Origin of the sequence: Reinekea forsetii, assembly GCF_002795845.1 — a bacterium.
Taxonomy (GTDB): Bacteria; Pseudomonadota; Gammaproteobacteria; order Pseudomonadales; family Natronospirillaceae; genus Reinekea; species Reinekea forsetii.
Genome location: NZ_CP011797.1, coordinates 3,373,143 through 3,394,781 on the forward strand (window position 1 = coordinate 3,373,143; position 21,639 = coordinate 3,394,781).

A 21,639-nucleotide genomic window follows, 5' to 3' on the forward strand; every position below is an offset into this window, starting at 1 on the left:
CACTGATCATTCCCGGCTGGCCTGCTCCCGCTCTAGCCACAAATCATAGATCTGCGGCGTCCAGTAGCTTTGAAACCCTGCAATCACCGCCAGACGTTGTTCGGTGTTTAACACCTCACCCCACGCGGGCATCGCGCCGCCCATGGGCCCACCCCCCTCACGAATCACCTTATCGAGCAGCGCCAAGGGATGGTGCCAAGCGTGCGCACTGCCGTCCAGGGGCGGTGGTGGATAGTCGCCATTGGCGTCTGGCGTTTTCCATGCAGTGGTCGAGGCGGCCTCCGGGCCATGGCAGGCTGCGCAATATTGGCCGTAAAGCTGTTGGCCTTCCTCGGCCTGTGCCGTGCTATACCAACGCCCCGTTTGGCCATCGGCCTGGAGCGAGACATTGGCGGCCGTGGTCGCGACCTCCGGGCTTGGACTGCAACCGGCCAAAACCACTATGGCCAGGCCTGACAGTAGGGCAAGCCGGTTCTGCGGCTCAAAACGGCGCACTAGCTTAATGGCTCTCATTACTCAGGGTACCTCAAAGCCGGCCGCTTCAATCGCGTCCGTCAGTTGCTCGATATTGTCATTGCCATCGATCTGGGCAATGCCACTGTCCAGATCAAAGTGCACTGAGGTCACGCCGTCAACCAGGCTGACGGCCTTTTCAATGGACTTCACGCAACCCTGACAGGTGGCGCCGCTGACGGTAAGTTCGATCATAGGGGTGTCCTCGTTGGTTCGGTTTGTTGATGAGCTTTGGCCTGTTTATCAGGCTCGGCTGATTTATTGGGTCCCGTTTGCTTGCCTGCAAGCGGGCTTTTCGGATTCCAGGTTAGCAATAAAATCGAGCTGCTGACCACGCTGACGCTGGAAAAGGCCATAGCGGCGCCGGCAATCACTGGGCTGAGCAGCCCAAAGGCGGCTAACGGAATGCCAATGCAATTGTAGATGAAGGCCCAGAATAGATTCTGCTGAATCTTGAGTCGGGTTTTTTTGGCAATCTGGATGGCTTCCAGCACCAACCCCAATTCCGGACGCATCAGCGTCAGGCCGGCGGCGTCCATGGCAACATCGGTACCGCTGCCCAGCGCGATGCTGGCATCGGCCGCGGCCAAGGCGGGCGCGTCGTTGATGCCATCACCAATCATCACCACCTTGCGGCGTTTGTTTTTCAGTTGTTCGATGGCCTGGGACTTATGTTCCGGTAACAGATTGGCGAGCACATTATCGATCGACAATTGCTCGGCCACGGCGTTGGCCGCAGCCGCATGGTCGCCCGACAACATCCAGGTCTGGATACCGGCGCGATGCAGAGCGGTAATGGTCGCCTGGGCATCGTCACGCAGCAGATCGCTGATATCAAACCGGGCGCGAATCTGGCCATTCAAGGCGACCCAGACCCGACTGTGGTGGTCGGCTGCGCCGGCCATAAAGGCCGGGTCGATCGCCAGGTCGTGGCTGGTCAAGAGCCGCTCATTACCGATCAGCAACTGATCCTGCTCGGTACGAGCGACAACACCCTGACCGGAGACATTGGTAAAGTCGAAGCTCTGCTCCGGACTCTGGGCATCGGCCAGATAGGTCACCATGGCTGCGGCCAGTGGATGTTGACTCTTCTGCTGCACGGCCTTGATCAGACCGAGCAGACCGGCATCGTGCTCGGTTGGGCCAGACGCGCCCTCGGCAGACCACTGACGGAATAACGCCACCGTGGGCCGGCCGACGGTCAGGGTGCCGGTTTTATCGAACACGATGGTATCGGTCTCGGCGAGCACCTGGAGCTGATCGATATCCCGAATCAACACACCGCGCCGGGCGCCGACGCCGCTGGCCGCCATAATGGCAGTCGGGGTGGCCAAGCCCAGGGCGCAGGGACAGGCGATGACCAATACCGAGACAGCCGCCATCAGGGCGCTGTCAAAGGATACCAGCCACCATTGCAGACCTAGGGTGAGCATGGCAATCAGGATCACCACCGGGACAAAGACCGCGGCGATCTGATCGACCAGCTTCTGGATCTCAGGCTTCTTCATCTGGGCGTCGTTAACCAACTGTACGATCTGCTTGAGCCGGAACTGGTCGGGCGAGCTGTGCACGCGCACCCGCACGCTGCCATTACCATTGTGAGTGCCGGCCATCACCACGGCGCCCGGCGCTTTACTCACCGGCAGGCTCTCCCCGGTGAGCATGGCTTCATCAACACTGGTAGTGCCGTCCAGGATCAGGCCATCGGCGGCAATGGTGTCACCCGGGTGAATTTGAATTTCATCGCCGATGACCAACTCGGTGACCGGCGTAGTATGCAGTTCCTTACCCTGCCAGCGTTGCGCATTGGGCGGCTGCAATTGCATCAACTTACGGATGGCATCACCGGCGAAACGCTTGGCGCGTTCTTCCATCCATTTACCGAGCAAGATCAGACTGATCACCACAGCCGACGCTTCAAAATAGAGATGGCCGCTACCCAGTGCCAACCACAGATAGAGGCTGTAGAAATAGGCGGCCGAGGTGCCCATCACCACCAGCACATCCATATTGGCCGAACCGTTTTTCACGGCATGGTAAGCGCCGACGTAGAAACGCCAACCGAGCCAGAACTGCACCGGTGTGGTCAGGGCAAATTGCACCCAACCCGGTAACATCCAATTGGCACCGAGCAGACTGGCCACCATGGTGACCACCATCGGTAAGGACAGGGCGGCGGCGATCAAGGTCGGCCGCAGCGAATGACCGGTCCGCGCGGCTGGCGTTTGCGCCAACTCCGCTTCGGGCAGGGCCGGGTAATTGAGTTGTTTTAAACGGTTCTTGATATCGGCCAGGCTAACCAAGCCGGTATACCAGCGCACCTGCAATTGCGAGTTGGCCAGATTGACCGTGGCGGAGAATACGCCATCCATCTTCAGCAACGCTTTTTCAATGCGATTGATACAGCTAGCGCAGGTGACGTTTTTAACCGTCAGGTTGCGTTCATTTTCCTGCAAACCAAAACCACTCGCTGCCACCCAGTCGGGCAGCACCGTGGCCGGTTGGTCGGCGGCTAAGGCCACATCGAGGGTTTCCAACGCCAGATTGACGCTGGCCGAGGTCACGCCGGGGCGCTTACTAAGGGCTTTTTCCAAGCGCGTAACGCAGCTGGCGCAGGTTAAACCGGTCACGGGAACCACCCAATGGGTGCCTGGGGTGGGTGCACCGGGTTCATTGGCCGATGAAACTTTAGGTATTGTTGTCATATGTGCCTCCTTTTAGCTTGGGCAGTGACTGGGCACTGCCAACTTAAGCTGGGACTAGAATAAGGCTTAGAGGCTATCTAAGGTCAAGGGGCATTGCCTGAATCGGCGCCACACCGGCCAGAGCGAAGCTGGCCGATGTCGGTCGCCAGAGTATATCTAAGGTAGCCAGTGGCAGCACCGCCAGGGTGGCTAGTCCTAGCTCTGCCAGGTCGAGCGACTGAGTCTCAAAGCTGTCGTTGTAGAGCACCAGTTGCGCCCACTGCCCGACTTGTAGGACCTGGGTTTGCGCCTGCCAGTGGCCGTCTCTGTAGGTGAGTGAGACCAGCGGCAGGTCACCGAGGTAGTTCAGATACTCAACGATGTTCAGGCGATCGGTCATCGACAGCGAGGGTGCCAACAACGCCATAACCGGCACCTGCTCCAAGCTGGTCTGGAATTGAGCTAGGGTCGCGCCGCGGATCATCCCGCCCACCTGACCAGCGCCATGTGCCACCTGGCCGTGGCAGACCAGGCAACCGTAACCACCGGCGCTGAGATACAGCTCTTGCCCGGCGGCCAGGGCCGCTGCCGGATCATCCTCCGGGCTTTCATCGCCCGCCGCGGCCAAGACTGGCTCGATGCCGGCCAGAGCCAAAACAATGGTGCAGGCCTGCACGAACCTCTTGGGCCCAAACATCAGTATTGGCGCGCCAGCGAATAGTTGCCCTGGTCATCAAAACCGATGACCTTAAAGCCTTGGTAGGCTTGGCCTTGCGCGGCCATGCCCGGCGAACGGGCCGGCATACCGGGTACCGCTAAGCCCTTGGCCCCCACCGGCGGATTGGCTAGAAAGGCTACTATATCGACTTCTGGAATATGGCCTTCGAACAGGTAGCCATTAATCACCGCCGTGTGGCAAGACCCCAACGCTTTCGGCACGCCCAACTGTTGTTTGGTTTTGTCCAGATCGACGGGATGTTCAACCGTAACGCTGTGACCGGCCGATTCCATCAACCCAACCCATTCCTGACAGCAACCGCAGGTCGGTGATTTATAAACGGTAATCGCTTCGGCAAATGCGAACGAAAATATCATAACTAAAATAACGGCAGTACTTCTTAATAGAGTTTTCATGGGTTCTCCTAAAATTCTTGGCGGCGAGCGCGCAGGGCGTGGCCGTGATACCCAACTGTTTTGGCCACAGAGGGGTGGGTCTGTTTTTGGGTGACACAAAAATTAGACGCGCGGCGGCCGATAGATTATTTGAGTAAAGCAGAGCGGAGGCGTGATGTCGATCGAGGCCCTTAGGGGCGTCGACATCGGCTGGATTGGCTGGACTGAGGCGTTGCTCAGTACCACAACCGCACCGGAGCACAGATGTTGAGCGCAATCGGACGGCGCCGGATCCATGTCTGCATCGGAACAGGTGGTCGGCATCTGCGCCTCTGCGCTGATGCCCGCCTGGGCGTTTACGTGGCAATGACCCCCAGTGGTTGCCATGCCATGCGACTGAGCGGCCAGCAGCAAGGTAACCAGCAAAAATAGCAGGAGAAAACGAACCTCTATGGCTTGCCCGCGCCTCATAACCCACCCGATGAAAATATGATTAGCGAATAATACCAGAAGTTGAAACGGGTGCCCCTTGTCCTAGGTAAACCTCTGGTAAGGCTGCTGATACGCTAATTGGCCCTCGTGCTGATTCGGCCAACGCTGGATGCCGATCGCTGGCATCTGTGCTGGGTGCGCCTGGCCGACGGTACACTTGCGCCCTAACGCAGCTCAACTTCGATGGCGCGTGCGAGACCCTTAACCTGCGCGATGGCCTGGTCGCAATAGCCCCTAGGCCGGGCCGTAAAGCCTGAAAAGTTGAGCGTACCCACGACATCGCCTCTTATCCACAGAGGCTCGCCTATATAGGACTCCGGCTGCATCACGGTAAAGACCGGGTGCAATATCCGATGGGTGAATTTCTCGAGATGGGTATGGATAAGCATCTGTTGCGATCGCACCACCTGCTTGCAGTAGCTGTCGCGACACGGGAAGTCATGGCCGACCGCAAGGCTCGGCAATTTGAGCTCCGAGTTCACCGCTAAAAGGGTGTAAACATTGCCACAGACTGAACTGACAATGGCAAAGTCGGCTATAAGACTGCGCCTAAGCGACTCTAGTTGATCATCAAAGCACTCTGCTAGGATTCTGACGGCGGACTCCCAATGACTATTCATCTTGAGTCTTTAGCATAGAATCGAAGCGAATCCTGTTCCTATGATCCTTAACGCACTATTGATAGTAATGTCAGTTATTGCCCCGGCGCCGGGGACATCGGTCGTTCAACCAAGCGGCGTTATTTGACGCCTGGGCTCTCAAAATAGTATCCAACCCGTTCTTGCAGACCCAAATAGCTGTAAACCGTGGCGGGATATTCGGTCGGTCGAAGGGCACGTACTATCTGCAGGTCCGGGTGCTCGGCCAGATCGATTATCATAGCCTTATTGGCGGGTATGTCCGGGTTATAGAGCACGATACGGGGCCTTAATAAGGCCTTGGATGAGACCATCACGACGAGACCAACACTCTTATCTCTGAGCAGAACCACCGTTCCGGGCGGATAGATACCGAAGGTGCGGATGAAATTCTGCGCCAAGCTATCGTCGAGTTGCTCACCGCCCTGGGCATAGATATGGGCCATTGCTTCCTTCGGCGTCATGGCATCCGGCAAGGCATGGGGATTACAGTAGTTGTCGTAGAGGTTGGCAATGGCCACGATGCGGGCCAGTTGCGAGACTTTCTCGGCAGGCACCTTCGCAGGAAATCCCGAGCCATCTAAGAAGGCATGATGATGTCCGATAATTTCCAGCACCTCGGGCCGAATGCCGTTGATCCGATGTACTAACTTGATCCCCTGGCCAACGTGGCTCTTATACAGCTCAAGCTCCGGATTGGTCATATTTTTGTGATAATTGGCGATTCGGGCCGGCACCGCAACTTTGCCGATGTCATGCAACAGTGCACCCATGCCCAGTGCCAACAAATCGGTTTTAGACAGTCCCATGCTGTGCCCCAAGAGCAGCGACAGCACGGTGACATTGAGCGCATGGTTGTTGGTATTAAAGGAGGCCGGCGACATATTAACCACATTGATCAACATGCTCGATTCATCATCGAACTGGGCCATTAGATCGCCGATCAATTCTTCGCTACCGCGCACCGCGTTGGCCGGGGCGGTGGTCAGGTCGGACATCAGGTTATGGATGCGTTTTTTCGTTTCGTTGTAACGTTGCGCAGTGTCTTTACGAGCGCGCCGGAATTGGTCCGCCTGGTCAATTCTACTTTGTTTCTCATCCCAGAATTTGGCTTTATTGGCGTCAATGGCCGCAGCATCATCGGCGCCGATGGGCTCATCGCCTGTCGCATCGGATTTTGGATCGCTCTTAATTTGGTCGTAGGGCACCCTATCGAGCCCAAGGGCCCTAATTTGTTCAACCTCGCCCCAGGTTTTAATTTTAAAACGACTGAAAAAAAATGGATGCTGCGACCAGCTCAGCGGCAACTCTACATAGATACCAGGCCTTAGTTTGGCAACATCGATCAATTGAATGGTCTTCATTCTGTTAGCGTCCAAAGGAGTATGAATTTAAGGCAGCGCCAGGGCCAGTTTACGCATTATTCAGCTGCGCAGGAAGGACAACCGCCGGCAAACTCCGCCCTGCCCGTCCAATTCCGCGACCAGCCCGAAGATCGCTGACCCAGTGGCGCTCGACGCCATTGAAAGCGACCCAAAAGGCCCCACCTCTGTGCTACTTCTTTACTCACTCAAAGGTTGAACCCATGCTTTACGATCTTACCGTTGTGCAATTTAGCAAGATGCTTACCAATCTCAGCGCCATTCTCGACAAGGCCAACGGTTTCGCCGATGGCAAAAAAATTGATATGGCGGTCCTGTTAAATGCTCGTCTGGCACCGGATCAGTTCACCTTGACTCGCCAAGTGCAGATTGCCTGTGATACCGCCAAGCTGGCCGTTGCTCGCCTGGTCGACCAGGCCGATGCCGCACCCAAGCATGACGATAGTGAAACCACCGTGGCGCAATTACAGGAGCGCATCCAATCGGTGCTCGACTATCTGGCCAGCTTCAGTGAAGCCGACTTCGCCAATGCCGCCACCAGCACAATAACGCAGCCGCGCTGGGCGGGTAAACATATGGTGGGTGAGGATTTCGCCATTCATCATGCGATACCCAATATCTATTTCCATATCACCACGGCATACGCCATTTTGCGCCACAATGGCGTCGAAGTGGGTAAGAAGGATTATTTGGGCGCCATGCCACTGCGCGATTAGGCTGCTTGGGCTAGACCAGAAAGACCTTAATGTTTTTCCGGTTTAGCCGTTCGATAATGGCTGGATCGCCAGTTTTACCGGTAATCACTATATCCAGCTCGTCCAGATTGAATAGCGTAATGCCACCGAAGACGCCGATCTTATCGGCGTCGACTAACGCGATAATCTTGTCAGCGTAGGCGTGCATCTTCTTCTCTTCCATAAAGGCTAATAAGGCTGACTTAGTCAAGCCGGCATCGGTCAAGCCATCACCGCTGACAAACAGATATCGACCTTGGTAGGACTCCTGTATTTCGGGCGATACCAGCAGGCTTTGGCTTTTAATATACTGTCCGCCCAGCACCACCAGGTGCGCATAGCCCTCTGAAATTAGATAGGTCACCAGTGGCAGATAGTTGGAATACACATGGATGTTGGTGCCGAGCAGGTATTTACCCATTAAAAAAGTCGTTTTGCCCTCACCAATAAAGACATTGTCTCGATCCTGGCACAGCTGCACGGCCTGCCGGGCGATGCGATCGCATTCATCAAAGTTATTATAATCCGAAATATTCGGGTAAAAACCCTTAAAGCCGGGCGACTCAGAGGTGCTCGGCGAGAGGATTTTCTCGGCCCCATTGCGGATTTTCTTTAACTTACCCTGTTCGTCCAACTCTATTATGTCGCGGCGAATGGTCGCCGGTGAGCACTCGATCAATTCGACTATTTCGCCAACCGTTAAGATCGGGTGTTCCTGTAGATGCTCCAAGATGCGTTTCTGGCGCGATCGCGAATTCATAACTAAGCTCCCTGGCGAGTTTTGCATAAAATTGATCATTTATGACTATAGTTGATTGCCGATTCACATTCCAGCCCATTTCTCTGAAATTCTTGCACCAATTTGACGATATCTGCACTGTTTAAGTGCGATTGATCGTTTAATTAGATGTAAGTCACCCTGCTGACGTGGATACTAGAGGACTGTTTTGACGCGCTTTACGGACTATTTATACTGCTTCGCGGGTACATGAGGTAACAAGATGAAACCTACTCTAATAATAAAAGAAACAATCTTGCTTAATATGGAAGCCTCTTCAAAGAACGAAGTGATTCATGCCATCTGTGGTCACCTGTTTTTATTGAAGAAAACACAAGATCCAGCTCATCTCTATTTGGACATTATTGAACGGGAAGAAGTGGTAAGTACCTTTGCCGGGTCACACACCGCCATCCCCCATGCGATAACCAAACACGTCGACTACCCTGTCCTGTGTTTTGCCCGAGTAAAGAATGATGATTTTACCTGGAATGGAAGTGACGAAGATGTACGTTTTGTCATCTTACTTTGTGCACCCGCACAGGATGATCTACGGAAACTGAGACAGAGTCAGTCATACGTTTTTTCATCCATCGCCCAACTGATTGGCCGCACGGGCACTCTTGACCTGTGGGCCAATGCTCATGATGAGCAAGTGATTCTCGACAGCTTGAATGAAGCGTTCGAAGCCAATCTAACTACAACAATATAATTGGGGACATCCTATGTCTGAAAACAATTTAAAAATCGGCGTCCAGTCCTTCGGACGATTCCTGAGCGGCATGGTGATGCCCAACATTGGTGCCTTTATCGCATGGGGCCTTATTACGGCACTCTTTATACCAACGGGTTGGATCCCGAATGAATATCTGTCCGCGCTCGTTGGGCCGATGATCACGTATCTACTGCCATTATTGATCGGTTATACCGGCGGCAAGATGGTTGGTGGTGAGCGCGGAGCTGTTGCCGGTGCGATCACAACCATGGGTGTGATTGTCGGCGCATCAATCCCGATGTTCCTCGGCGCTATGATTGCCGGCCCACTCGGCGGCCTGGCCATTAAAAAATTCGACCAAGCAGTTGAAGGCAAGGTTAAGGCCGGCTTTGAAATGCTGGTTAATAACTTCTCGCTCGGCATTATCGGCATGCTCACTGCGCTGATTGCCTATACGCTGGTTGGACCCGTGGTCTTGGCTATTACCGAAGCCTTAGGCGCCGGTGTCGGCTGGATCGTAAGCCATAGCCTGCTGCCATTGGTGTCTATCCTTGTTGAGCCGGCGAAAATTCTGTTCCTCAATAACGCCATCAACCACGGTGTCTTTACTCCGCTCGGTGCCGAACAGGCCGCCGCTACGGGTAAATCAATATTCTACCTGATTGAAACCAACCCAGGTCCTGGTTTGGGCATTTTACTGGCCTACATGCTGGCCGGTAAAGGCGTTGCGCAGAAGTCAGCTTATGGCGCTTCAATCATCCATTTCTTCGGCGGCATCCATGAGATTTATTTCCCATATATCCTGATGAAGCCACGCTTGATCATCGCTGTGATAGCTGGTGGTATGGCAGGCGTTACCTTCAACATGGTGACCGGCAATGCGTTAGTTGGACCGCCGTCTCCGGGTTCTGTCTTTGCACTGATTCTGATGTCTACTAAGGGCATGGGTATCCTCTTAACTTTGGCCTCTATTGCTATCGCCGCGACTGTATCCTTCTTGATCGCTGCTGTTATCATCCGCAGCGATGCATCAAGCACTGATGATCTAGAAGCTGCTCAGGCAACCGTGAATGCCAATAAAGCCAGCAGCAAGGGTTTAGGCAACGCAGTAACCGGCGCCAGCCAGGTACGTCGAATTGTTGTTGCCTGTGATGCCGGCATGGGCTCGTCTGCCATGGGCGCCACCGTGCTACGCGGTAAGCTAAAAGCGGCCGGTCTAGATATCAATGTCAGCAATGCCGCCATTAATGATCTGACCGATGCCGATATTGTTATCACTCAGTCAGAATTGTCGGCCCGGGCTAAAGCAAAATTACCGTCCGCTCAACACCTGAGCATTGAGAACTTTATGGATGGCGGATTTTACGACGACCTGGTCGCAAAACTCGTTTAACCGATCGGTGCACGCTTTTTACTCGTAGGCATAAAGAATGCGGGCCTCAAATGATCCTTATTTGAGGCCCACTAACGGCAACTAAGTTGCTGTAAATTTAAGATCAAAGGGATATCCATGTCCTTAACAAAGACTCCTCAAAATACCGAGACACCGCGCCACTTCCAGCCAGACGACGTCATGGCAACGACTGACCGAGTCCTGCTGTCGAGCGCCGATGTTTTAACTCAGAAATTTTTTACCAATAAGACCGAGGTACTCAAGGCCATCGCCGAGCGCATGCTCAGCCGTGGTTTTGTAGCCGCTGATTACAGCTCGGCAATGCTCGCTCGAGAAGACAAGGTCAGCACATTTCTCGTGAATGGCGTGGCCATACCGCATGGCACATCCGAGGCCAAGGCCCTGGTAGTACGCACCGGATTAGTAGTGGTGCAGTTGCCGGCCGGGGTAATCTGGAACGCCAAGGGTGATGTCGTTAACCTTGCTGTCGGCATTGCCGCAACCGGTACCGATCATCTCGATTTACTGCAGACCCTAACCGGCGTCGTCCTCGATGAGGCATTGGCCGCCGAATTGGGCACCAGCGCCAGCGCCGAGCAGATAGTCGCTTGCCTAAATGGCACCCCAGTCGAAACCGATAACGGTGCCGTTGGCGAAGATTTACGCCACAAGAGCACAGTGACCCTGATTGATTCGGCCGGATTACATGCCCGACCCGCTGCCGAATTGGCCGAGTTGGCCAGCGCTTATGCCGGGACCGAGCTGCGTTTGCGCAAAGGTGCGCGCATCGCCAACCTCAAATCGATGGCCGAATTGCTCAGTGTCGGCGCAGCGTGTGGCGACAGTGTGACGATTTCGGCCCAAGGCCCAGATGCCCCGGCGGCGGTTGATCAACTGGTAACCGCCATTGCCGCCGGACTCGATGGCGAGACCGGCGATCATAGCAACGCTGAATACGATCCCCTGGCCGGGCTGCCGGCCTTGAGCAACCCGTTAGGCCGCTTTGTCACCGATGGCGCGCCCGCGTCACCGGGTATTGCGCTGGCCGAGGTCTATGTGCTCGAAACCCAACAGGTCACCCTGGTGCAGGCCGCCAACGACCCGGACGCCGAACGGGCCCTGTTGAGCGCCGCACTGCGCACTGCGATTCAACAACTGGAGCAGCTGCAACTGGAGCTGACTCAGGGAGCCGTCGATGAAGCCGCAATCTTTCGGGCACAATGCCAACTGCTGCGTGACGAGAGTCTGATCGCGGCCACTGTTGCTCTGATCAACGCCGGTAACGCCGCGGCCTGGTCTTGGCAACAGGTCTTGATGGCGCAGGCCGATCAACTCTCGGCCCTGAGCGACCCACGCCTCAAGGCGCGCGCCGCCGATATGGTCGATGTCGCCCGGACCGTGGTGAATGTCTTGAATCACCAGTCCAATCGTCTGGATTATCCGACCGATCGGGACTTTATTCTGCTGGCGAGCGAACTAAGCCCGTCGCAAACCGCTCAACTGGGTGGATTACCGATCAAGGCAATATGCACCGAACTGGGTGGGCCCAACAGCCATATGGCGATTCTCGCACGCGCCTTGGGCATTCCTGCGTTGGTCGGTGCCGGTGCTGATTTCCTGACCCAGGTACGCCCAGGCGATTGGGCAATCGTTGATCCACAAGGTGCTCAGCTGGTGTTGGCACCCGATGCCGAGACCCGAGTTCAAGCCGACAGCCTGATCGCCCAGTGGCAGAAGAGTCAAGCCTATGAACTGGGTCAAAAAGATCAGCCCACCGAAACCCTCGATGGCCATCGCGTTGAACTGGTCTGCAATATCGCCCAACCGAGCGACACGCCGGGTGTGCTTGCCAACGGCGGTGATGGTGTTGGCCTGTTGCGCACCGAGTTTTTGTTTGAGTCGTCCACGCTGGAACCGACGATCGAAGAGCAAGTGGCGGCCTTAACAGAGATTGTCAGCTGCTTGGGCGAGCGCCAACTGGTGGTGCGCACCGCTGATATAGGTGGCGACAAACCGGTCTCTTGGCTGACCATGCCGGCGGAAGAAAATCCTTTCCTTGGGGTGCGTGGGATTCGTCTCTCGTTCCGCAATGAGGCGATGTTCAACAACCAGCTCGAAGCCATTTATCGAGTGGCGCAATGGCAGGCCGACCAGGGCATTAGCCCGGGCATCCATATCATGTTTCCGATGATTGCCACCTTAGCGGAGTGGCGCAAGGCGCGCGCCATGGCCGAGGCTATTCAGATCCGCTTAGCCGCTCCGATACTGCCCCTAGGCATTATGGTGGAAGTGCCATCGGCGGCTCTATTGGCCGATCACTTTGCTCGGGAAGTCGACTTTTTATCGATCGGCTCTAACGACCTGACTCAATACACCCTGGCGATGGACCGCATGCATCCGCAATTGGCCAGCGAAGCCGATAGCTATAATCCGGCCCTGCTGCGCCTGATCGCCATGACGGTGCAGGCCGGACAGGCGCACGGCAAATGGGTTGGGGTGTGCGGCAACATGGCCGCCGATCCGGACTTAGCCTGTCTCCTGGTCGGCTTAGGGGTGAGCGAATTGTCGATCAGCCCAGCCAATGTCCCGGCGATCAAAACGCTCTTACGCAGCGTCGTCTATAGCAAGTTGCAGGATAAAGCCCAGCGGGCGCTTGCCCTGCCCGACGCCGCCGATGTGCGTCGACTCTATGCCGACCGAACCGATTTGTTGTGACCGACGTAAGTGCCGAGCACAGCACCAAGCCTATTGAATTTTTGGAGTAAGACCATGACCACCCTATTTGAAAACTATCAACAACTGACCGGCACCGTGCCGGAGCAAACTTGGACCTGGAACCTCTATGGTGCCGGCGTGGACAATATCGGCCGCGACAATCGCGCCGAGATGTTTGATGTACCCAAACCCGATGCCGACCAAATGTTGGTGCGCGTTGACGCGGTCGGGCTGTGTTTTTCCGATGTAAAGGTGATCAACCAGGGCAGTGCCCATCCCAAACTCTATAACCGAGATTTAAAGTTGGAGCCTACCCGCCTCGGCCACGAAGCCACGGTCACGGTAATTCAGGTCGGCGCGAATCTGCAGGGCCAATACCGACCCGGCGAGCGCTATGCCATGCAACCGGATATTTATCAGAACGGCAAAAGTACCGCCTACGGTTACACCCTGCCCGGTGGCCTGGTGCAGTATCACCTGATCGGTAAAGAGATTCTCGAAACCGATGCCGGTGCCTGCCTGCTGAGGGTCTCTGACCAGATGGGCTTAGGCGATGCCGCCCTGCTCGAGCCTTGGGGTTGTGTCTTCGCCTCCTATACACAGCGGCGCCGTCTGTTGCCTAAGGCCGGCGGCACCATGTGGTTGATCGGTCAACCGGGTGCAACCGAGGACTATACCTTCAGTCACGGATTGGAGTCCCCTGCGACCCTGATCCTGACCGATGTACCCGCCAGTGTTGCCGCCCTGGCCGCCAATCACGGTCGCCGCGTCGTAGTACGCGATGGCCTTACCGTCGATGACTACGCCGCGCTGGCAAGCGAATTTGGCGACGGTGGCTTCGACGATATCGTGATGCTGGCGCCGCGTTCGGCCGTGCAGGTCTCTGAGGTGGCCAAACTGGTGGCACGCCGCGGCACCCTGAATATGGTCGGTACCGAACCGCTCGACGGTCTGGTCGAAGCCGATGTCGGTCGCCTGCACTATGACTATGTTGCCTTCATCGGCAATGCCGGCCGCAATATCGCCGACTCCTATGGCGAGGATCGCAACCGTTGTGATCTGCGTAACGATGGCACGGCGGTCTTTGTTGGCGCCGGCGGCCCCATGGGTCAGATGCACGTGCAGCGCGCGATCGAACAGAAAAACGGCCCTAAGGTCGTGGTCGTGACCGATATAGCCGATGATCGACTGGCCGAAATCGAGGCCCGCTTTGCCCCCTTGACCGCGGCGAATCAGCGCACCTTGGTAACCTACAACCCGACCACCGCGCAGCGCAGCCTACACGACCTGGTGATGGAATTGACCGACAATAAGGGCGCCGAAGATGTGGTCGTCTGTGTGCCCAATGGCGGCATCATGGCCGACTCGGCGACCTTTATGAATGAAAACGGCATGCTGGTGTTGTTTGCCGGTGTCCCGAACGGCACCATGGCGCCGGTCGATTTCAGCCAAATTTACCTCAACAATGCGCAGCTGACCGGCACCTCCGGCCTGACCATTCACGACCAAACCATGGTGATGGAAAATACCCTGCAGGGTAATATCGCGCCCGCCGTCTGTGTCGCCGCCATTGGCGGGATGCATGTTGCCAAGGCCGGCATCGAAGCGATGATCGCCAGCCGCTATCCGGGCAAAATATTGATTTTCCCACAATTGCTCGATCTACCACTGATGGGCCTAAACGAGCTGGCCGAGAAAATGCCCGCCGTCGCGGCTGCGTTGGGTGCCGGCAACACATGGAATACGACTGCCGAGGCCGCACTGTTCAATCAATGCCTCGTGGCCCAGCCATGATCTATACCCTGACGCTGAATCCGGCCATCGATTTCGAACTGATAGTGGCGGATTTTGAATTTGATGCGGTGTCGCGTGCCTTAGGCAGTCGGGTTGACTGCGGCGGCAAGGGCTTTAATGTCTCGCGCATGCTGGCCAACCTAAAGATGCCGAGCATCGCTATGGGCTTAGTCGGTGGGCCCACCGGCGACCGCCTCAGCGCCATGCTCGGCGAGTTGGGTATCGACACCCGTTTCACTCGCATTGCCGGCGAGACCCGGACCAATGTCAGTCTAGTTCAGGCCGGCGGCTCAAAGCATCTCAAGGTCAACGATACCGGACCGTCGATCAGTGACGAGGAGCTGGCAGAATTGATCGGCATGGTGCGCGCAGCCGCTCGGCCGGGGGATTGGTGGGTTTTGGCGGGCAGCTTGCCGCCCGGAGTCCCGGATGATGTCTACGCGCAGCTAATTACTATCCTGGATCAGCAGGGCGCCTTTACAGTGCTGGATAGCAGTGGCGAGGCGCTGCGCTTGGGGTGTGCGGCTGGGCCGACCCTGGTCAAACCCAACCTGGCCGAAGCCGAGCAATTAACCGGGCTGGTGGTCAGCGATGCCGCAAGCCTGACGGCTCTCGCTCAGGCGGTCTTGCTCTTGGGCCCGGTCAGCCTGGTGCTTTCGATGGGCAAAACCGGTGCCTTGCTGGCTACGCCGGACGAGCAGGTCGAATGCATCAGTCCACGCATCGTCGAACAGAATCCGATCGGAGCCGGCGACTCTATGGTGGCAGGTTTGGTTTGGGGGCTCAGTCAGGGCCAGAGTCAATCGGGTTCGCTAACCCTGGGCATCGCCTGCGGTGCGGCAACAGCCAGCTGTGCCGGCACCACCCTGGGCACCTTAGCCGATGTCGAAGCGCTCTTGGCAAACTCGAACTAAGGCTTGGCGCGGCGCTCGCCAGAGCGCTGCTTTGAATGTGTCAGCGCGTCGAGAAAGCGGGGCCGCCTAGCCCCATAGATCATTTATCGCTGAGCATCCGAACTTCGCGTTGTGGAAACGGAAAGGAAAAGCCATTCTGGTTCATCAACTTCCAAATCTCATAGAGCAGATCGGCACCGACCCGATTCTCGCCATCATCGATGGCATTCATCCAGAATTCGATGTGCAGATTGATGCCGTTGTCGCCAAAGCCCGATATTTCAATATCAGGCTGTTCCTCGAAGCTATAATCCGCCCCCGACAAGACGCTCTTATGGGCGCACAAGGTGGCCTTGACCAGCGGGAACAGTCGATCGAGATCAGTACTGAAGGCTACGGCAAAATCGATGTCATAGCGCTGCTTCAAATTCTTGTGCGTCCAATTGGTAAAGGTGGTCGAAAAAAACACATCATTGGGCACCACTATGTCTTTGCCATCGAAGGTTTCCAGCGTAATGGAGCGTAGATTGACATCGCGAATGGTGCCGCCGCGCGCGTCCGCCAATTCAATATAGTCACCAATGGACAGGGACCGCTCCAAAAGGATGATGAGTCCGGAGACAAAGTTCGATGCGATGGACTGTAAGCCAAAACCGATCCCGACACCGATGGCCCCGCCCAAGACCGTCAGCGTCGTCAGGCTGATGCCGAGCACATTCAAGAGCACCAAGAACATCACCACATAGAGCAGCACCTCGAACAGTTTGGCGATAACTTCCTTGGTACTGGAATCCAGGCCCGTCCGACTGCGGATGGTTTTTTTCCCAAGCCGATTCGATTCCTTGCCGAGCCAAAACAGGATGGCACCGAAGTACAGCACTCGACACAGATCGTAGATTGAGAAGTGAATATTACCCACGTTAAGGGCATAGGCTTCGAGCGCATTGATGGCCGGGGTCAGGACATCAAAGGCGTTTAACAGGATCAGCGGCACCACGGTGTAGATCAGCGCCTTGGCATAGACCTGTGCCTTGAGGTAACCCAGAGCGTAGCGCACCACGATCAAGGCGCCGATCAGACTCTGCGTCAACGAGACCAGATGACTTGAGCGACCCTCGCTTTCCAGGCCGTAAATTAAAAATACCAAGAGTACAAACCAGATCAGTAATGTCAGGGAATGGCTGAAAAAACTCTGCACTTGTTTCAGCAGCGCCAGCTTAGGTTGATCGATATGCGGCAGAAATGTGCGCACCACAGTGGCCAGGCCGAAGGCCAGCGACCACAACAGCAAGACTGCGAGCAGTTGTACCGCAGTTGGCTCGGCCAGCACACTGGTGATAAAGGGCGACATCTGCAACTCGTCAAAAAACAGCATAGTGGTTTACTCCGGTGGGACTGGATGAGAAGCGGATTGCAGTTCAGCACGAGCCTGTTCAATTACCCGTAAGACAAGGGGTTTGATTTTACTGTGCTGATGGTAACAGGCAACGACCGGGCGTGCGCAGACATCCGCGCCCGCAACCCGATACAGCAAGCGATCCAGATAGCCGGCCACCCGTTGTTCAGGCAAATAGGCACAGCCGCCGTGACGCAATAATAGGTCCAGCGCCAGCGGCACCAAACCGGTTTGCAGCCGGGTCGAGATTGGCCGACCTAAAGCGTGCAGCGGCGCGGGCAGAATGCCCCAGTCGAGCTCAATGTAGCCAGACAACGCGGTCTCATCGGCCAGATCGCGCGGCTCTGAAGCAACCAGTACCAAGTTCACCGGCGGCAAGTCAAAGCTGCGGATGTCGCTGTGCTTGGGTGGCTCAAACTGGAAAGCCAGATCCAGAGTTCGATCCAAGAGACGGCGATTGAGCTGATCAGGAGGCATCGAGTCAGCTTGCACCTGCAGTCCGTCATTCTCTGCTAGGGTGGACTGCAGGGACTGCTGAACAAAGGATTCCCACAGACTCACCGGCGCGGCGATACTCAGGGCGGCCTGATCGGTGGCCGCGCTGACCAACTCGCGCAGGGTGACATCCCAGGCCGACAATACCGTTTGGGCATGGGGTATCAGGCGTTTGCCGGTGTCGGTCAACTGGAGGTTGTTACGATAGCGGGCAAACACCGGACTGCCCAGCGCCGATTCGAGCAGCTTGATACGCGCACTGACCGCAGCTTGGGTCAGAAAGAGCGCTTCAGCGGCCCGTCCAAAGTGTCCGGTTTGCTGGACGGCTAAAAAGGTTTTGAGTAATTCCGTATCCATACAGCCCACCCTAATTCTGGTAAATTTACGCCACCATTGGCGCCCCGCACAGGCCGACTTGGACTAAGCTTAGCAAAGGCTGCAAATATACCCCAAAGCCGGTCGATAATGACCATATTTTCACCCCAAAAAACGCGTTTAAGCGGTCGCGGCCGGCTAGAATCTTCGACGAATTACCCGTCGTCTGAAATCACAAAAATAGTTGTCGACTTTGATCACCAAGATAGTGATGATGCGCGGCCCAAAATACTCACCTTTTGGCCCTGCACTTATTTTTAGGCTAATTAGAACAAGAGGTACGCGTTATGAAAATTGCTGTTTTATCGAGAAATGAGAATCTGTACTCCACAAGACGTCTCAAGGAAGCCGGCGAAGCGCGTGGCCATCAGGTTGACATAATCGATACCCTGCACTGTTACATGGACATCACCCGAAGTCGGCCGGCTGTGCGCTATCAGGGCCATGAGTTGCCCTACTATGATGCCGTGATTCCGCGTATCGGCGCATCGGTGACCTTTTATGGCACCGCGGTCGTCCGACAGTTCGAAATGATGGGTACCTTTTGCATCAATGAGTCGGTCGCGATCAGTCGATCGCGCGACAAGCTGCGGTCTCTGCAGCTACTGTCCCGGCGCGATGTCGGCCTACCGCGCACCGGTTTCGCGAACCGACCCGATAACGTCAAGGATCTGATAAAGAACGTCGGTGGTGCGCCACTGGTGATCAAACTATTGGAAGGCACTCAGGGTATTGGCGTGGTATTAGCCGACACCAACAAGGCCGCCGAGAGTATTATCGAAGCCTTTATGGGCTTAAAAGCCAACATCCTGGTTCAGGAATATATCAAGGAAGCCGGAGGTGCCGATATCCGCTGCTTCGTGGTCGGCAACAAGGTCGTCGCGGCGATGAAACGCCAGGGCGGCGAAGGTGAATTTCGCTCCAACTTGCACCGTGGCGGCACCGCGACATTGGTCCGGCTCAGCAAAGAAGAGCGCGCCACAGCCGTCAAAGCAGCCAAGGTCATGGGTCTGAACGTCTGTGGTGTCGACCTGTTGCAGTCGGCCAATGGACCGGTGGTGATGGAAGTGAATTCCTCGCCCGGTTTAGAGGGCATCGAACAGTCTACCAACAAGGACGTTGCCGGCCTAATCTATGAGTTTATTGAAAACAATGCCGCACTGATCAGCACCAAAACCAAGGGCAAGGGTTAAGCGGCCCACTGAATCGACTGAACATTAACCTAAGAGAAGCGCGCGACAATGGCCACGACACCTCTGGTGATAGGCAATCAAGAAATTTTACCCGGACGCAGTTACCGTATTGAGCTGCCGGTTGCCCGGCTCTATACCGACACCGAAGTGACCATGCCGGTCTATGTGATCCGCGGCAAACGCCCTGGGCCGAGTGTTTTTGTCTCCGCGGCCATTCATGGCGACGAACTGAACGGCATCGAGATAGTCCGCCGCCTGATTCAGTCGAAAACCCTGAAGGTCAGTGCCGGCACGCTCTATCTGGTGCCTATGGTCAATGTCTATGGCGTTCTCAATCAAAGTCGCTATATGCCCGATCGACGCGACCTCAACCGCAGCTTTCCTGGCTCGGCTAAGGGCTCGTTGGCCGGCCGAGTGGCCAATATGTTGATGGAAGAGATTGTTAATCGCTGCCAATATGGCATCGATTTACACACCGGTGCGATTCACCGTTCCAACTTACCGCAAGTACGCGCCTTTCTCGAAGATCCGGAAACGCTCAAGCTGGCCCAGAATTTTGGCGTACCGGTGCTACTCAACTCAAATCTGCGCGATGGCTCGCTGCGCGAAGCGGCTGTGGCCCAGGGTACCAAAATCCTAATCTACGAGGCTGGCCAAGCCTTGCGTTTCGATGAGATTTCGATTCGCGCCGGCGTAACCGGCGTGCTCAATGTCCTAACCTATTTGGGGCTATTGACCCGTAAGATGCCGAAAAAAATCGTGCAGCCCTATGTCGCCAACAACAGCGCGTGGGTGCGCACCGGCTTCAGCGGTATCGTCAACCATTTAAAAAATCTCGGCGACCAGGTACAAAAAAATGACGTCCTGGCAACGATCGGCGGCCCGTTCGGCGAAGTCTTTGGCCAAGTCCTCGCGGTGCGATCTGGCATTATTATCGGTAAGCTCAACATTCCTTTGGCCCAAGAAGGCGATGCGCTATTCCATATTGCCTTTTTTTCGGAGTCCGATGAGGACGTTTATGACAACATTGAGGTTATGCAAGAAGCCCTGATGCCCGACCATCCCTTTATATTGGCAGGGGATTAGCAATGCGTGGCCATCAGGCAGTGCGCGAGGTGTCGCTCTTGAGGGTGCTGGACGCAATGCCTATGGCCAGTCTGAAACACGATCAATTTTTTGCATAAGGGACACCAGGTGGTACCCTTTCTTAACGTCGTGATACTTAATCCAACAGGGGTTAGCAAGACCCAACAGCTGTCCAGCACAGAGGAGAGGAAACAGGAATGAGTGACCAGAAACAACTTATTACTGGCTGGGAGCCCGCAATTGAGGGCAAATTCTTGGTTGGCAGTCTGGAAAACTGTGATCTGCCGGGACTGGGCATCTGTGACTTAAATGTCCGTGTCGACACCGGCGCAAAGACCTCGGCGTTGCATGTAGATCAGATTCGAAAAATCAAAAAGGATGGTAAACCCTGGGTCACGTTCGCCATTCATCCCAATATCCACAAGGTCGACGACTGCATTTACTGCGAGGCCCCGCTGCGGGATATTCGCAAGATAAAGTCATCCAATGGCGTCACCGACGAACGCTATGTTATTCGCACGACCATAAGCCTTAACCAGCAGACATGGGAGATTGATATCTCTCTGACCGACCGCTCCGACATGAGTTATCTGATGTTGTTAGGCCGAGAAGGCATGGGCAATCGCCTGTTGGTCGACCCCTCTAAAACCTATTTACTGGCGCGTTAGGCTCGCGCGTGCGGCATCTGATTAGCCTCACTAACTCTAGGCCTATAAGGCCTAATCTATTATTCTTGCGCCGCCTCAGCTGTGGGTGAGTCATTCTCAAAAGAGGGGATATGAAAACCAGCGCCCATCGACACATAGCTGAGTTTACGGCCGGTATATTTCAAATAGAAAAGCCATACTTTTTCATGTTCGGTTTCGGCCTCCTTTAATTGATTGCAGCAGCGCACAAACTCTTGCTCTTCGGCCGTTGCCGGCTGCTGATGACCACTGGCCAAATTCTTATAGGCCTCGCCATGCCGTTCGATTAGATCGGCCTGCTTTTTCGAAAGTTGGCCACTGCGGGCGAATCCATAGGGGAAGTGCAAGCGATCGGAGAAAGTTTTTTGGCTATAAAAAGACGCAATTGTGTTCATTCAGGTGAATTCCTTTTTAGCTAACGATTGCGCGAATTATCGATAAGGTTATCGATTCTGTACAATTTATTTTTTTTGTGATGACCACAAAAATAATTAAATATTTTTTAGTTAAAATTATTAACCATGCGCTGAGAAATAAAACTATCGGAAACGCTTAAAAAACTAT

General features: G+C 55.3%; 21 protein-coding genes. 9 read left to right on the forward strand and 12 right to left on the reverse strand.

All coding sequences use genetic code 11. The features are described from left to right. Positions 1–6: 6 nt before the first annotated feature. The 8 genes from REIFOR_RS15400 to REIFOR_RS15435 form a co-directional block, all read right to left on the reverse strand. Positions 7–513: a c-type cytochrome gene (locus tag REIFOR_RS15400; RefSeq protein ID WP_100258405.1), complete on the reverse strand. Its 507-nt coding sequence runs from the start codon at positions 511–513 to the stop codon at positions 7–9. A gap of 3 nt (positions 514–516) precedes the next feature. Continuing rightward, positions 517–708, reverse strand: coding sequence for a heavy-metal-associated domain-containing protein (locus REIFOR_RS15405; protein WP_100258406.1), 192 nt, complete (start codon positions 706–708; stop codon positions 517–519). Further along, entirely contained in the window at positions 705–3,218 is a 2,514-nt protein-coding gene (locus REIFOR_RS15410; RefSeq protein ID WP_100258407.1) for a heavy metal translocating P-type ATPase, read from the reverse strand. Before REIFOR_RS15410 ends, REIFOR_RS15405 begins: the two co-directional genes overlap by 4 nt. Before the next feature lie 73 nt (positions 3,219–3,291). Then, positions 3,292–3,894, reverse strand: a complete 603-nt coding sequence (locus REIFOR_RS15415) for a c-type cytochrome (RefSeq protein WP_100258408.1) — start codon at positions 3,892–3,894, stop codon at positions 3,292–3,294. Next, complete coding sequence (locus REIFOR_RS15420) at positions 3,894–4,331, reverse strand: DUF411 domain-containing protein (RefSeq protein WP_100258409.1); 438 nt, start codon at positions 4,329–4,331, stop codon at positions 3,894–3,896. Before REIFOR_RS15420 ends, REIFOR_RS15415 begins: the two co-directional genes overlap by 1 nt. Before the next feature lie 102 nt (positions 4,332–4,433). Continuing rightward, positions 4,434–4,781 carry a hypothetical protein gene (locus REIFOR_RS15425; RefSeq protein WP_100258410.1) on the reverse strand — a complete coding sequence of 116 codons (348 nt, stop codon included), beginning with the start codon at positions 4,779–4,781 and terminating at the stop codon, positions 4,434–4,436. 185 nt (positions 4,782–4,966) lie between these two features. Further along, positions 4,967–5,422, reverse strand: coding sequence for a GAF domain-containing protein (locus REIFOR_RS15430; protein ID WP_100258411.1), 456 nt, complete (start codon positions 5,420–5,422; stop codon positions 4,967–4,969). A gap of 119 nt (positions 5,423–5,541) precedes the next feature. Beyond that, positions 5,542–6,804: a cyclic di-GMP phosphodiesterase gene (locus tag REIFOR_RS15435; RefSeq protein ID WP_100258412.1), complete on the reverse strand. Its 1,263-nt coding sequence runs from the start codon at positions 6,802–6,804 to the stop codon at positions 5,542–5,544. 221 nt (positions 6,805–7,025) lie between these two features. Here REIFOR_RS15435 and REIFOR_RS15440 point away from each other — a divergent pair, with 221 nt between their 5' ends. After that, complete coding sequence (locus REIFOR_RS15440; RefSeq protein ID WP_100258413.1) at positions 7,026–7,538, forward strand: DUF1993 domain-containing protein; 513 nt, start codon at positions 7,026–7,028, stop codon at positions 7,536–7,538. Between the two features lie 10 nt (positions 7,539–7,548). On the opposite strand, the gene ulaR is transcribed toward REIFOR_RS15440, so the two are convergent. After that, on the reverse strand, positions 7,549–8,316 hold the full coding sequence (gene ulaR, locus REIFOR_RS15445; protein WP_100258414.1) for an HTH-type transcriptional regulator UlaR: 768 nt from the start codon (positions 8,314–8,316) through the stop codon (positions 7,549–7,551). Between the two features lie 241 nt (positions 8,317–8,557). On the opposite strand from ulaR, the gene REIFOR_RS15450 reads away from it, so the two are divergent. The 5 genes from REIFOR_RS15450 (at position 8,558) to pfkB (ending at position 15,865) form a co-directional block, all read left to right on the forward strand. Beyond that, positions 8,558–9,046, forward strand: coding sequence for a PTS sugar transporter subunit IIA (locus tag REIFOR_RS15450; RefSeq protein ID WP_100258415.1), 489 nt, complete (start codon positions 8,558–8,560; stop codon positions 9,044–9,046). Between the two features lie 13 nt (positions 9,047–9,059). Further along, positions 9,060–10,442 (forward strand): PTS mannitol transporter subunit IIBC, encoded by a 1,383-nt coding sequence (locus REIFOR_RS15455; RefSeq protein WP_100258416.1) that lies wholly within the window; start codon positions 9,060–9,062, stop codon positions 10,440–10,442. A gap of 117 nt (positions 10,443–10,559) precedes the next feature. Continuing rightward, positions 10,560–13,157 carry a phosphoenolpyruvate--protein phosphotransferase gene (gene ptsP, locus REIFOR_RS15460; protein WP_100258417.1) on the forward strand — a complete coding sequence of 866 codons (2,598 nt, stop codon included), beginning with the start codon at positions 10,560–10,562 and terminating at the stop codon, positions 13,155–13,157. 54 nt (positions 13,158–13,211) lie between these two features. Continuing rightward, complete coding sequence (locus REIFOR_RS15465) at positions 13,212–14,951, forward strand: alcohol dehydrogenase catalytic domain-containing protein (protein ID WP_100258418.1); 1,740 nt, start codon at positions 13,212–13,214, stop codon at positions 14,949–14,951. Beyond that, entirely contained in the window at positions 14,948–15,865 is a 918-nt protein-coding gene (gene pfkB / locus REIFOR_RS15470; protein ID WP_100258419.1) for a 1-phosphofructokinase, read from the forward strand. The genes REIFOR_RS15465 and pfkB overlap by 4 nt, the downstream gene beginning before the upstream one ends. 79 nt (positions 15,866–15,944) lie before the next feature. On the opposite strand, the gene REIFOR_RS15475 is transcribed toward pfkB, so the two are convergent. Both REIFOR_RS15475 and REIFOR_RS15480 read right to left on the reverse strand, forming a co-directional pair. Further along, the gene (locus tag REIFOR_RS15475; protein WP_227003708.1) at positions 15,945–17,219 is read right to left on the reverse strand and encodes a mechanosensitive ion channel family protein; all 1,275 of its coding nucleotides are present in this window, start codon (positions 17,217–17,219) and stop codon (positions 15,945–15,947) included. A gap of 6 nt (positions 17,220–17,225) precedes the next feature. Continuing rightward, complete coding sequence (locus REIFOR_RS15480) at positions 17,226–18,092, reverse strand: LysR family transcriptional regulator (protein ID WP_100258420.1); 867 nt, start codon at positions 18,090–18,092, stop codon at positions 17,226–17,228. A 305-nt stretch (positions 18,093–18,397) separates the two neighbouring features. On the opposite strand from REIFOR_RS15480, the gene rimK reads away from it, so the two are divergent. From rimK to REIFOR_RS15495, 3 genes are all read left to right on the forward strand, one after another. After that, positions 18,398–19,303 (forward strand): 30S ribosomal protein S6--L-glutamate ligase, encoded by a 906-nt coding sequence (rimK, locus tag REIFOR_RS15485; protein WP_100258421.1) that lies wholly within the window; start codon positions 18,398–18,400, stop codon positions 19,301–19,303. 48 nt (positions 19,304–19,351) lie between these two features. Then, positions 19,352–20,389: a succinylglutamate desuccinylase/aspartoacylase family protein gene (locus tag REIFOR_RS15490; RefSeq protein ID WP_100258422.1), complete on the forward strand. Its 1,038-nt coding sequence runs from the start codon at positions 19,352–19,354 to the stop codon at positions 20,387–20,389. Between the two features lie 197 nt (positions 20,390–20,586). Continuing rightward, complete coding sequence (locus REIFOR_RS15495; protein WP_100258423.1) at positions 20,587–21,057, forward strand: ATP-dependent zinc protease family protein; 471 nt, start codon at positions 20,587–20,589, stop codon at positions 21,055–21,057. A 59-nt stretch (positions 21,058–21,116) separates the two neighbouring features. On the opposite strand, the gene maoP is transcribed toward REIFOR_RS15495, so the two are convergent. Continuing rightward, positions 21,117–21,470, reverse strand: a complete 354-nt coding sequence (maoP, locus tag REIFOR_RS15500) for a MaoP family protein (RefSeq protein ID WP_100258424.1) — start codon at positions 21,468–21,470, stop codon at positions 21,117–21,119. Positions 21,471–21,639: the final 169 nt, after the last annotated feature.

Bases quoted from the DNA above. Each gene is read 5' to 3' on its own strand.
- REIFOR_RS15400 (WP_100258405.1), bottom strand. From the start codon at position 513: ATGAGAGCCATTAAGCTAGTGCGCCGTTTTGAGCCGCAGAACCGGCTT.
- REIFOR_RS15495 (WP_100258423.1), top strand. From the start codon at position 20,587: ATGAGTGACCAGAAACAACTTATTACTGGCTGGGAGCCCGCAATTGAG.
- REIFOR_RS15465 (WP_100258418.1), top strand. From the start codon at position 13,212: ATGACCACCCTATTTGAAAACTATCAACAACTGACCGGCACCGTGCCG.
- REIFOR_RS15455 (WP_100258416.1), top strand. From the start codon at position 9,060: ATGTCTGAAAACAATTTAAAAATCGGCGTCCAGTCCTTCGGACGATTC.
- REIFOR_RS15475 (WP_227003708.1), bottom strand. From the start codon at position 17,219: ATGCTGTTTTTTGACGAGTTGCAGATGTCGCCCTTTATCACCAGTGTG.
- REIFOR_RS15440 (WP_100258413.1), top strand. From the start codon at position 7,026: ATGCTTTACGATCTTACCGTTGTGCAATTTAGCAAGATGCTTACCAAT.
- REIFOR_RS15410 (WP_100258407.1), bottom strand. From the start codon at position 3,218: ATGACAACAATACCTAAAGTTTCATCGGCCAATGAACCCGGTGCACCC.
- ptsP (WP_100258417.1), top strand. From the start codon at position 10,560: ATGTCCTTAACAAAGACTCCTCAAAATACCGAGACACCGCGCCACTTC.
- REIFOR_RS15420 (WP_100258409.1), bottom strand. From the start codon at position 4,331: ATGAAAACTCTATTAAGAAGTACTGCCGTTATTTTAGTTATGATATTT.
- REIFOR_RS15430 (WP_100258411.1), bottom strand. From the start codon at position 5,422: ATGAATAGTCATTGGGAGTCCGCCGTCAGAATCCTAGCAGAGTGCTTT.
- REIFOR_RS15490 (WP_100258422.1), top strand. From the start codon at position 19,352: ATGGCCACGACACCTCTGGTGATAGGCAATCAAGAAATTTTACCCGGA.
- REIFOR_RS15450 (WP_100258415.1), top strand. From the start codon at position 8,558: ATGAAACCTACTCTAATAATAAAAGAAACAATCTTGCTTAATATGGAA.
- pfkB (WP_100258419.1), top strand. From the start codon at position 14,948: ATGATCTATACCCTGACGCTGAATCCGGCCATCGATTTCGAACTGATA.
- rimK (WP_100258421.1), top strand. From the start codon at position 18,398: ATGAAAATTGCTGTTTTATCGAGAAATGAGAATCTGTACTCCACAAGA.
- REIFOR_RS15435 (WP_100258412.1), bottom strand. From the start codon at position 6,804: ATGAAGACCATTCAATTGATCGATGTTGCCAAACTAAGGCCTGGTATC.
- REIFOR_RS15480 (WP_100258420.1), bottom strand. From the start codon at position 18,092: ATGGATACGGAATTACTCAAAACCTTTTTAGCCGTCCAGCAAACCGGA.
- REIFOR_RS15415 (WP_100258408.1), bottom strand. From the start codon at position 3,894: ATGTTTGGGCCCAAGAGGTTCGTGCAGGCCTGCACCATTGTTTTGGCT.
- REIFOR_RS15405 (WP_100258406.1), bottom strand. From the start codon at position 708: ATGATCGAACTTACCGTCAGCGGCGCCACCTGTCAGGGTTGCGTGAAG.
- REIFOR_RS15425 (WP_100258410.1), bottom strand. From the start codon at position 4,781: ATGAGGCGCGGGCAAGCCATAGAGGTTCGTTTTCTCCTGCTATTTTTG.
- maoP (WP_100258424.1), bottom strand. From the start codon at position 21,470: ATGAACACAATTGCGTCTTTTTATAGCCAAAAAACTTTCTCCGATCGC.
- ulaR (WP_100258414.1), bottom strand. From the start codon at position 8,316: ATGAATTCGCGATCGCGCCAGAAACGCATCTTGGAGCATCTACAGGAA.